We start from the raw sequence: 10016 nt of genomic DNA, 5'->3' as shown, positions 1-10016 counted from the left end.
CGACGGTGGAGGACGCCAACGGGCCCCTGCGGGAGCTCTTCCCCAAGGGCACCGACTTCGGCAGGGTCACGGACGAGGAGGTCCAGCATGCGGTGGACCTGATCGACGACAGGCCGAGGAGGGTCCTGAAATGCAGGACAGCCAACGAGGTCTACCGGGAGCTGTTGCACTCAGCTTGACAATCCGCCGGCATAAATACGAGAGATTATAAAGATGAGGAAATCTCGGCACTTTTGAACAAGGTGATTAGGCGTGAAGCTAGCGTTTTGGAGAGGGACGTTGGCATTACTTCGTAATATCTACCTGAGTATTAGCCCGTATCGGCACTGCGGTTGTCGTGCTCCGGCATCGACCGGCCGATAGTCGGTTATTGGGCTTCAGTACCGTCCATATTGCGCTTCAGCAGCGCCTGCTGAAACCGGGCGGCAGGTCGCTCCTGCGGCTGATGGCTTCCTCCTGCCATGTCCCAGCGAGACGAAGGATCTGCTGGTATTGGTGGGGTGGGCATCTGTGCAGAGGATAACCGCTGCAAGTTCCCGCCGTTCCCCTGTCCACCAAAAGATTGCAGCTCACCCGGTCTCCTCCGACCCCATGAGCCATGCAATCTCCGCCAGCCTCGCGAGCAGCGGCCACACCTGCCGCATGCAGTGCCATTTCTCTCCTGACCCCCAAATGGAGCATTGCAGGTGATAATATTCTCAGCATTGCAGGTGATAATATTCTCGATACTGTAGGAAGCCATAGATGAGGGGAGGACGATGATGGAACGAGAGCTGTTGATCAAGCGTATAAAGCAGCTTCTCGTTGTGCACTGCGACTCACTTAAGGTTGACGGCTCCGGCAATCTGCAAGATTCTGCGGTGCTGTCCGAATACTTTTTTCGCGACCTGCTCAACTGCGCCTATGGCTGGCAACTCGTAGACGCCAACGATTCGGTTGCAAACACGCCTGGCTATGACCTGGTCGATGGCGGACGTAAGATTTTCGTGCAGGTGAGTAAGGACGCGTCGAGGGGAAAGATCAAGAAATCGCTAGATAAGATCGATCTCCCCAAATATGCAGGCTATTCGGTCAAGTTCATGTTCCTAGTCGCCAAGGCCCCGAAGTACCAGCCCATGAAAGACAATGATGTTCCAGAAGGTCTTGCCTTCGATATGGGCAGCGACATCATCGACGTCTCTCGGCTCGTGAAGCAGCTCCAATCCCTTCAGGTTGATGACCTCAAGCATGCTGCCGGCATTGTTGAAAAAGAGCTAGGCGTTGCTTCGGTCAATCTCGAAAAAGTACCCTCTGCTCTAGCTGCGGTGGTCAAGACCCTCCTGACAAAAGGACATCTCGAAGAACAGCCTTGGAAGGACCCGGTGCCTTTCGAGATTATCGCGAAGATTCGGGCAAACAGTCTCGGTGAGCTAGAGAGCCACATTCAGGAAGTTTCGGCGTACACGCCTTATCTGGAGACGATTTACCAAGTCTACGACGAATCTGGCACCAATGGACGACTCGCCATGCTCAATATGCTGAACGGCGAGTATGTGAAGGCGCACCTCGCCAGCCAGAACCCTTACGAGACATTCTTCGCTCTGGAGGATGCGCTTGAAAGGCAGATTTCTGATGACGGGGATATTGCACGCATAGACGATGCCACGAGGTTGCTTTGCATCGATATCGTCCTCGTAGATGCGTTCATGCGCTGCCGGATTTACAAAGGGCCTGACATTCTCATGCAGCCTGCGAAGAAGAGCGGGGTCGACCATGATCCTCGCTAGAGACTCAAGGCCGGAGGATATGCTCTACTGCATTGGCGCATGGATTCTGGACGCGCTTTCGAGGTCCAGAGGAAAAGGCGGGTTCACACAGGCGGAAACGGTGTACGACGCACTCAGAGATGAATATAGGATCTCGCCCACGAGCTTCCAACTTGGCATTGACTGGCTGTTCCTCCTGGGCGCTGTCGAAAAGAACGAAGAGGGGGAGATCAGGCTATGTTCATAAAGCGCCTTGCCGTGTCATCGGTGGACGGTATGCTCCGTGACATCGAATTTGGCCCTGGTCTCAATCTCATCGTTGATGACACACCGGAGTCCGCGCAATCCACCGCCACTGGCAACAATGTGGGCAAGACCACGGTGCTGAGGCTCATCGACTACTGCCTCGGTGCGGAGGCCAAGCCGATTTACGCCGATCCCGAGAACCCAAGAAACGTCTACCAGCTCGTGAAGGACTACCTTAGGGTCAAGCACGTCCTGATTCATCTCGAGCTCGTTGCCGACCTGTCATCGGCGAATCCTGAAACCTTGACGGTCGAGCGCAATTTCCTGCAAGGCAAGCAGTGCATAAGGACCATCAACGGCACACAGACGCCGGCCAAGGAGTTCCTGAACCTCCTTTCGGAAGAACTCTTCCCCTCCCTCCCAATTGGCGAGAAGCCCACCTTCCGTCAAGTCATCGGCCACAACATCCGCATCGACGACTGGGCGCTCTCGCACACTCTGGCGTTCCTGCGCCAGAACACGGCAGGGGTCGAGTACGAGCCGCTTTACCTGTTCATGCTGGGCTGCACGGAAAAGGACGCGGCCGAAAAACAGCGTCTGGCCTTGAAGAAGAAGGAGGAGTTCGCCTTTGCGAAGAAGGTGAGCCCCGGCAGGGACGAAGGCTTCTATGAGACGGCGATTGACGTCCTCGACAACGAGATAGCCGCCCTTGAAGACAAACGATCACACCTCGCCGTTGCTGAGAACTACGCAGACCTCCTCACCGAGTCCGACAGCTTGGCCATCCGTATCGCCCGCCTCCGCTCGGAGTTGAGCCGGGTGGAGATACGCATCGGGCTTATCCATGACGCAGAACGGTCGATTGAAGACGCGCGCTCGACCGTCGATGTGGAACAGCTCAGATTCCTGTATGACGAGGCTTCTGCCTTGGTGCCGTCCATCCAGAAGTCTTTCGAGCAGCTGGTCGCGTTCCATAACGGAATGCTGGAGGAGCGTGCCAAGTTCATCAAGAGGGACCTTCCAGAGCTAGGGCAGCGTCAGAAAGGCCTTCGTCAAGACCTGGATGCACTCCTTGAGCAGGACAAGAAGGTCTCGGGCGAGCTCTCCTCCAAAATCTCTTCCAAGGAGGCCGAGGATCTGCTCGTGGAGATAAACGGTAAATACCAGCAGAAGGGTGAGCTGGAAGGGCTGCTCAAGCAGCTGAGGGAGTCCCACGCCAGGCTGGAGGACATCGACGAGCGCATCGCCGAGATAGACCGGCAGGGCGAAGAGGCGGGGCAGGACGAAAAGATACGGCAGAGGCTTTCCGTCCTGAACAGAGCCTTCGGCCTCGTTTCGCAGACACTTTACGGTGAGACCTACTTCGTGCGACCGGAACACAAGACGGACAAAAGCGGGGTCCCCTACTTCTCATTGAGAGTCGACGCCACGAACATAAGCTCGGGCAAGAAGCAGGGTGAGGCGCTCTGCTTTGACATCGCCTACACGCGCTTTGCAGACGAGGAGGGCATCGACTGCCTGCACTTTGTTCTGAATGACAAGAAGGAACTGGTCCATGGCAACCAACTCAGAAAGATTGACGAGGTGGCGCGGGATAACAATGTCCAGGTGATCATCTCCATGCTGCGCGACAAGCTGCCCGATGAACTGGTTCAAAACCCCGACTTCGTCGTGCTCTCCCTCTCGCAGGAAGACAAGTTCTTCAAAATCGAGGGGCATCCTTCGGTGAAAAGTAGTTAGGCCATGAAAGAGCCTGAACCTCGCACCTCCTACAATGCCCACAAGGAGTCCTTATGTGCCTGAGCACATAATCTTTCAGCGACCGCATTGTCGTGGCAGATGCCAGTTCGGCTCACGGAGAGCCTCATGTCGTGCGCGGTAGCTCATGCGGCAAGCTCGGCGCCCGCGTGCTGGCTGCCGCGGTCGTTGCGGAATATGGCCCCTCCGGCCACGTATCCGCACGAATATGCCATCCTGGGGGCGGAGACGACAAGTCCTGCCCCCATGTTGTCCCGCATGCTCCAGCCGGCCACCATGCGCGTGGGTAGTGTCGGTGTGAACTGGCTGAGTTCGTTCGACACGGATTTGCTCTTGCTACCGAAAGCCCCTGCCTGATGGTGTCCCCATCCTAGCCTTCCCGCATCCCGCTACGCCACCCTCCGGCTGATGCCGGTGTAATACCAGTCCGCCGGCGTCTCGCATCCCAGCAGCGACTGGTGGATCCGGCGGTCGTTGTGGTAGCCCACGAACTCGGCCACGAGACGCTCCAGCCCCCTGGGCGTGGAGCACTCGTGCGTCCTCAGCCACTCCGGCTTCAGGCTTCTGAACCGCCTTTCCATCAGCACGTTGTCCCTCCAGCGGGCCCTGTGCCGCCCATGCCCTGCGTGACGTGGTTGCCCCCCAAGAGCCCCACGTAGGCGTCGGACCCGAAGACCGAGCCCTGGTCGGAGTTCGTGACCGAGGGGGTGCCGTGCTCGGCAAACGCCCGCTCCGCGCAGGCCATGACCTCCTTCTCCCTCATGGTGTCGGAGAGCCTCCAGCCCACTATGCAGCGGCTGTGCCAGTCGGCCATGGCGGTCGGGCACATGTGGCGCCCCCCTATCTGGACGTAGGCTATGTCGGTCGACCACACCTGGTCGGGGAAGTCGGCCCTCTTGCCGCGCAGCAGGTGCGGGAACCTCCTCGAGGCCCTCGACGGCCTCGAGGGCGACGGCAGCGGGCAGCAGGGGCGCACGCTCATCGCGCGCATGAGGCGCGTGACGCGCCAGCGGCTCGCCTCGAGGCCCTCCGTGCGCAGGACCAGCGCCACCTCCCTCGCGCCGTAGGAGGGGTTGTCCACGTGGATGCGGTCTTCTCGGCCATCAGGCGCTCGTCGTCCGCGGGGGCCGCGCTGCCGCTGTCCCCGCGCTCGTAGTAGGCGCTGCTCCTGGCGACGCCCAGCAGCTCGCAGGCGTGCCTGCGCGTGAGGCCGTCGTGGCCGCCGGCGGCCGCCAGGCGCCTCTCCCGGGTCGTGGCCGCACCCGCCGCAAGACCGGCGGAGGAGGTCGCGCTCGACGGCGGACTGCCCGATCGTCCCCGGCAGCTCGTCGTGCTCCCTCTTCGCGGCTTCCTCCCTCGCCTTCCCCTCGCGCGCCCTCTGGGCCTTGCCGAAGACGTCGGCGGCGCCCTCATCCAGGAGCTGGTCGCGCCACTCGGCCGCGAGCGACGGCGCCACGCCGCTCTCGCTCGCCACCTGGCCCGGGACCTTCTCGCCCTTGTAGACCTCGAGCGCGACCCTCGTCTTGAGCCTCGGGTCGTACTTCTTCCTGGTCGTCTTGCTCATGTCGCCTAGCCCTTCCGCGCCTCACGGCACATCCTAGGGCTTTCGGTAGCCGTGGCTCAAGCGTGTCTAGATTTGGCCAGCCACATTAGGAGGACGCCGCGAGCCCTGGCAGTGTACAATCGCGAAGACACACACGACTACGGAGGCCTTTGCTTGGGACAGCTTCGCAACATGGCTCACATCTTGCTGGCGGTGCTGCTGGCAACCACACTTGGCGCTGCCCTTCTCGCCTGCAGCGAAACCGGGGCAAGCGAGGGGGGCGTCTCGTCCTCCGCCACCGCCATTGAGCGGGACGGCAGCTACACGAGCAAGGAAGACGTAGCCCTCTACCTGCATACCTATGGGGAGCTGCCACAGAACTTCATCTCAAAGACAAGGGCGCGCAAGGCCGGTTGGGACCCGCAGAAGGGCAATCTTGACGAGGTGTGCCCCGGCAAGAGCATCGGCGGAAGCGTCTTCTACAACGACGATCACTTGCTGCCAGACGCCCCAGATCGAACATGGCATGAGTGTGACATAAACTATCAGGGTGGAAGGCGAGGAGCCGAGCGCATCGTGTACTCGAACGATGGGCTCATATACTACACGCCAGACCACTACCAGACCTTCGAGCAGCTCTATTAGGAGAAGACGTGGCAACCGTGAAGATCCGCGAGGCGGGCCCCACCTCCGAGCAGGAGATATTCCAGCAGATTGCAAAGAAGCTCCGGTTCCCCGACTACTTTGGCAACAACTTCGCAGCCCTTGAGGACTGCCTTGGCGACATGACCGAGAGCACCCGCGTCGACGTGGTGCGCTACCGCGATGACCCCGATCCCAAGCGCCGCGCCTTCTTTGGGACGCTTTGCGCGGTGGTTGCTCGCGTAGCCCTGGAAAACCCCAACGTGCATCTCACGATGTACGAGAAGTGCTAAAGTGAGTCGAAAAATCCTATCGATCGATACCTTGGGGGGGAGCCATGGGGGTTCCAATCATCGCCAGCGCCACCGCTGCCCAATCTGCTGTCGCAGAGCTGATGAGCAACGAGGCTGAATTCGTCAGCTTCACCCTCACGGAGATTTGCAACGATGTCCAGGTCCCCGCCTCGGCGATTCATGACGATGTGTGCGCGGAGATTCCAACTGCCCTGTCGCAGTGGGAGCAGACCGTCTCCAGCAACGCTGACGCGGTCAACCAGATATACGCCCAGCTGCAGGAGGCCGACAACGCTGCCGCAAGCAACATGCTCTCCAGCCAGCCAACGGCTTGATTGGGCGCTCGTCTCCAAGTGTCTCACCCCGCCACGGTATGAAGTCCGGTGAAGTTCATGCGAATCAATAAAACGGCTGCAACAGATGTGCTTGAAAGGAACGTGACCGAGCTAGACAAGCAGATTGACCGCTGCGATGCAGAGATAGACAAATTCAACAGCATCCACCTCGCGGGCTTCTCAGGAAAGGCGCCCCTGGCACTTATCTCCCAGATTCGCGGACAGGTTCCCGTTCTCCATGCGTACAAGGTCTTCTTTGAGTCACTCAGGGAGGCAGAGAAGGACAATGCATCCGAGATTGGTTGTCTGCCGGAGACAAGCCCTGGGGTCCTTGATACGGACGAGGCACAGGACCGCATTGACCAGGCCCGGGAGGAAATCCGTCGACTTGAGGACGAGCGCGACGAGACCATCGACAACCTCAATAGGGCAAGCGTGCTCTGCAGCGTCATCACCATAGACGACTCTGCAATCAGTGCCTACTACTCACTATTGATCGAGGCACAAAACCTCATCATCCATCACTACGAGTCGGTCCTAGAGGCCTACGACGCCTACGGAGTGGCAGCCCAGCGCATCTACGAGGGGGTGGATCGAGCGCCATTCGATACGGCACAGCTCTCAGTCTCCTCCTACAACGCAACCCACTCATGGGGAGTGCGGGGGCTCGAGGCGTATCTCCCTGTCGACCAAGCCAAGCTCTACGAAGGTTTTAAGACCGTTGGTGACCTGCTGACTAATGACGTGACGCTCAAGAAATCCGACATGCAGTCGGTTGGCCTTCGCGTTGGGGCCGTAAAGGGAACGCTGAGCGGGGCAAGAAATGACATCACCGCAAAAGCGGGAACATTTGGAAAGTTCAAGCTTACCGGAGAGGGGAAACCAGAAGCGAAAGCAGGCGCATATATACAGGGTGAATATACGTGGCTGCATGGAAAGGCCGCCCTAGAGACCAATGGGGCGAAGGCGGACGCAGAGGGAAAACTTCTTACGGGAGCGGCAAAGGGAGAGCTTGGCGGTACTCTCTTCGATGACGAAGGGAACATTCGTCCCAGCCTTTATGCGGGTGCCGAAGCCTCTGGATCTTTTGTCGAGCTTAGCGGTAACGCACAAGCTGGCGACAAGCACAATAATGCGCATATCAACGGTAATTTCAAGATTGGTACCGCCGAGGCGAAAGCAAACGCTCGAATTGATACAGGCGGGGTCACGGCAAAGGCCGAGGCCGGTGCCTACGCCGTGAAAGGCGAACTCTCTGGGGGAGTCACCGTCCTCGGCATAAAGCTAGATGTCAAGGCCGAGGGAGGGGCCGGAGGAGCAAGCGTTAAGGCTGGAGGAGAGGTCACCCGGCACTCGGCGGGTTTCGAGATCGGGGCAGGGGCAGGTGTGGGCGCTGGCTTATCCGTAAATATCGATTGGGGTGGCTTCCCTGCCGCAGTGAAGGACTACTCTGTAAAATGCTGGAACAGCGTATTCCATTAACCTGCGATTCCTGCACTATCTAGTTTCCTTGAACACGCTGGGCTCAGTCAGAAAGGACGGGTTGAAATGTACGAGGACCTCCTACCAGTTGGATCCGTTGTCCTTCTCAAAGATGGCAACAAGCGCCTTATGATTACCGGCCGCGTGCAGGCCAGACGTGGTGACACGCATGTCTACGACTATTCGGGATGCCTCTTCCCAGAGGGGCTGACCGGTGTGGACTCCCTCTACTTCTTTGACCACAGCGCAATTGACACCGTCTTCTTCATTGGGTTCCAGGACGAGGAGGAGCTTGCCTTCAAGAAGCAGCTCAGCCAACTTGGGGAACTCTATGTCGACAACGATGGCAACATCGTGGCACGATGATCGAGTGACGATGCCAGAGGCAATCGCTGGTGCGAATGCGCACTACGCACACTCCAACTCTTCGTCAGAAGTGCTCCCGAGCAGGACACGCGCCGATACCGAGAGGCACATTGGCGAGCTTGTTGCCGCTCGTAACAACGTAGCCGCGGCAAACGAACAAGTCCAATCGTCGGCAAGGCATGTGCTCTCCGACATCGAAGAGCTGTCGTACGTCTTGGGAAGATACTTCCCCGACGAGCTTTCCTCACTCGAGAGCCAGATCAACACCACTCGCTTCGACCTCGAAGAGAGTCTAGACAGGATGTATGCACAAGTTGGGATTGAGATTATCAATAGTGCCTAACCCATGCCCCTTTTGGATGCTCGACGATGCCTAACTTTGTTGCTGCAATTTCCCTTATCTTTAGGAGGACGATATGCCAGACGCACATGCAATCGCGCACTTCCTCGCGGCCGGCGCATCGCCCGAGGAGATGCGCCTGACGGCGATCGTCATGCTCTCCCTCGCGGCCGCCCTGGCCGTGCCGCTCGCCTGGATGCTCCGCAGGCAGGACGAGTCGGCCGGCTGCACCGCCCACGCCGTGGGCACCGTCGTGGGCGGAGGCCACGTCGCCTACGGCAACAACCTCATCCCCAGGTGCGCCTACGAGGTCGGGGGCGTGCGCTACGAGGTGGAGGGCCCCAGGTTCGAGTCCGGCACCTTCGCGCCCGGGATGAGGTGCAACTGCACGAGCAGGGAGGGCCTGCCGAGGACGTTCAGGGGGCCGGCCATAGCCGACAGGCTCGTGGACACCCGCTCCAACGACGGCTGGTACGCCATGAGCGCGCTCTCCGCCCTCTACCCGGTGGGGTCGGGCGTGGACGTGTGGTACGACCCCTCCGACCCCTCGCGCGCCTACGTGCAGAGGCCCGTGCGCAGGTACCGGGTGGGGATCATGAACCTCCGCATCTGGGTGATAGGGCTGGCCGCTTTGGGGACAGTCACCCTCTGGATATCGATCTTCTCGGCATGACTGCCGTGCGATGAGGGTTTGGGAGTGGGAGGACGATATGCCAGACGCACATGCAATCGCGCACTTCCTCGCGGCCGGCGCATCGCCCGAGGAGATGCGCCTGACGGCGATCGTCATGCTCTCCCTCGCGGCCGCCCTGGCCGTGCCGCTCGCCTGGATGCTCCGCAGGCAGGACGAGTCGGCCGGCTGCACCGCCCACGCCGTGGGCACCGTCGTGGGCGGAGGCCACGTCGCCTACGGCAACAACCTCATCCCCAGGTGCGCCTACGAGGTCGGGGGCGTGCGCTACGAGGTGGAGGGCCCCAGGTTCGAGTCCGGCACCTTCGCGCCCGGGATGAGGTGCAACTGCACGAGCAGGGAGGGCCTGCCGAGGACGTTCAGGGGGCCGGCCATAGCCGACAGGCTCGTGGACACCCGCTCCAACGACGGCTGGTACGCCATGAGCGCGCTCTCCGCCCTCTACCCGGTGGGGTCGGGCGTGGACGTGTGGTACGACCCCTCCGACCCCTCGCGCGCCTACGTGCAGAGGCCCGTGCGCAGGTACCGGGTGGGGATCATGAACCTCCGCATCTGGGTGATAGGGCTGGCCGCCC

14 protein-coding genes are annotated in these 10016 nt (G+C 60.0%); 11 read left to right on the top strand and 3 right to left on the bottom strand.

Going from position 1 to position 10016, the window contains the following annotated elements; translation table 11 throughout:
• Positions 1-761: 761 nt before the first annotated feature.
• The 3 genes from E0E00_RS11795 to E0E00_RS11785 are packed head-to-tail and all read left to right on the top strand — an operon-like array spanning position 762 to position 3731.
• Positions 762-1766: an ABC-three component system protein gene (locus E0E00_RS11795; protein ID WP_130812747.1), complete on the top strand. Its 1005-nt coding sequence runs from the start codon at positions 762-764 to the stop codon at positions 1764-1766.
• A complete protein-coding gene (locus E0E00_RS11790) occupies positions 1753-1992 on the top strand; it encodes an ABC-three component system middle component 6 (protein WP_130812746.1) in 240 nt (79 codons plus the stop codon). Before E0E00_RS11795 ends, E0E00_RS11790 begins: the two co-directional genes overlap by 14 nt.
• Positions 1983-3731: a DUF2326 domain-containing protein gene (locus E0E00_RS11785; RefSeq protein ID WP_130812745.1), complete on the top strand. Its 1749-nt coding sequence runs from the start codon at positions 1983-1985 to the stop codon at positions 3729-3731. Before E0E00_RS11790 ends, E0E00_RS11785 begins: the two co-directional genes overlap by 10 nt.
• Before the next feature lie 143 nt (positions 3732-3874).
• On the opposite strand, the gene E0E00_RS11780 is transcribed toward E0E00_RS11785, so the two are convergent.
• The 3 genes from E0E00_RS11780 to E0E00_RS11770 all read right to left on the bottom strand — a co-directional run bounded on the left by E0E00_RS11780 (position 3875) and on the right by E0E00_RS11770 (position 5313).
• Entirely contained in the window at positions 3875-4072 is a 198-nt protein-coding gene (locus tag E0E00_RS11780) for a hypothetical protein (RefSeq protein WP_130812744.1), read from the bottom strand.
• A 66-nt stretch (positions 4073-4138) separates the two neighbouring features.
• Positions 4139-4330 (bottom strand): IS3 family transposase, encoded by a 192-nt coding sequence (locus E0E00_RS11775; RefSeq protein ID WP_130812743.1) that lies wholly within the window; start codon positions 4328-4330, stop codon positions 4139-4141.
• Positions 4330-5313, bottom strand: a complete 984-nt coding sequence (locus E0E00_RS11770) for a DDE-type integrase/transposase/recombinase (RefSeq protein WP_130812742.1) — start codon at positions 5311-5313, stop codon at positions 4330-4332. Before E0E00_RS11770 ends, E0E00_RS11775 begins: the two co-directional genes overlap by 1 nt.
• Before the next feature lie 153 nt (positions 5314-5466).
• Here E0E00_RS11770 and E0E00_RS11765 point away from each other — a divergent pair, with 153 nt between their 5' ends.
• The 8 genes from E0E00_RS11765 to E0E00_RS11730 all read left to right on the top strand — a co-directional run.
• Entirely contained in the window at positions 5467-5937 is a 471-nt protein-coding gene (locus E0E00_RS11765) for a ribonuclease domain-containing protein (protein ID WP_207302758.1), read from the top strand.
• A gap of 8 nt (positions 5938-5945) precedes the next feature.
• On the top strand, positions 5946-6227 hold the full coding sequence (locus tag E0E00_RS11760) for a barstar family protein (RefSeq protein ID WP_165443690.1): 282 nt from the start codon (positions 5946-5948) through the stop codon (positions 6225-6227).
• Between the two features lie 44 nt (positions 6228-6271).
• A complete protein-coding gene (locus tag E0E00_RS11755) occupies positions 6272-6562 on the top strand; it encodes a hypothetical protein (protein WP_130812740.1) in 291 nt (96 codons plus the stop codon).
• A gap of 48 nt (positions 6563-6610) precedes the next feature.
• A complete protein-coding gene (locus E0E00_RS11750) occupies positions 6611-8044 on the top strand; it encodes a hypothetical protein (protein WP_130812739.1) in 1434 nt (477 codons plus the stop codon).
• 66 nt (positions 8045-8110) lie between these two features.
• Positions 8111-8410 carry a DUF4176 domain-containing protein gene (locus E0E00_RS11745; RefSeq protein ID WP_130812738.1) on the top strand — a complete coding sequence of 100 codons (300 nt, stop codon included), beginning with the start codon at positions 8111-8113 and terminating at the stop codon, positions 8408-8410.
• 10 nt (positions 8411-8420) lie between these two features.
• A complete protein-coding gene (locus tag E0E00_RS11740; protein WP_130812737.1) occupies positions 8421-8753 on the top strand; it encodes a hypothetical protein in 333 nt (110 codons plus the stop codon).
• Between the two features lie 73 nt (positions 8754-8826).
• Positions 8827-9423, top strand: coding sequence for a DUF3592 domain-containing protein (locus E0E00_RS11735; protein ID WP_130812736.1), 597 nt, complete (start codon positions 8827-8829; stop codon positions 9421-9423).
• A 37-nt stretch (positions 9424-9460) separates the two neighbouring features.
• Positions 9461-10016: DUF3592 domain-containing protein (locus E0E00_RS11730; RefSeq protein WP_207302757.1), on the top strand; the 556-nt coding region annotated here is incomplete at its 3' end.

The organism is Olsenella sp. Marseille-P4559 (assembly GCF_900605015.1).
In the GTDB taxonomy this organism is placed as follows: domain Bacteria; phylum Actinomycetota; class Coriobacteriia; order Coriobacteriales; family Atopobiaceae; genus Tractidigestivibacter.
This window is presented reverse-complemented; position numbering and strand designations above follow the sequence as displayed.

Excerpts from the sequence above, each read along its gene's own strand:
- E0E00_RS11795 (WP_130812747.1), top strand. The coding sequence starts at position 762 with ATGGAACGAGAGCTGTTGATCAAGCGTATAAAGCAGCTTCTCGTTGTG.
- E0E00_RS11790 (WP_130812746.1), top strand. The coding sequence starts at position 1,753 with ATGATCCTCGCTAGAGACTCAAGGCCGGAGGATATGCTCTACTGCATT.
- E0E00_RS11785 (WP_130812745.1), top strand. The coding sequence starts at position 1,983 with ATGTTCATAAAGCGCCTTGCCGTGTCATCGGTGGACGGTATGCTCCGT.
- E0E00_RS11775 (WP_130812743.1), bottom strand. The coding sequence starts at position 4,330 with ATGGAAAGGCGGTTCAGAAGCCTGAAGCCGGAGTGGCTGAGGACGCAC.
- E0E00_RS11770 (WP_130812742.1), bottom strand. The coding sequence starts at position 5,313 with ATGAGCAAGACGACCAGGAAGAAGTACGACCCGAGGCTCAAGACGAGG.
- E0E00_RS11755 (WP_130812740.1), top strand. The coding sequence starts at position 6,272 with ATGGGGGTTCCAATCATCGCCAGCGCCACCGCTGCCCAATCTGCTGTC.
- E0E00_RS11745 (WP_130812738.1), top strand. The coding sequence starts at position 8,111 with ATGTACGAGGACCTCCTACCAGTTGGATCCGTTGTCCTTCTCAAAGAT.
- E0E00_RS11740 (WP_130812737.1), top strand. The coding sequence starts at position 8,421 with ATGCCAGAGGCAATCGCTGGTGCGAATGCGCACTACGCACACTCCAAC.
- E0E00_RS11735 (WP_130812736.1), top strand. The coding sequence starts at position 8,827 with ATGCCAGACGCACATGCAATCGCGCACTTCCTCGCGGCCGGCGCATCG.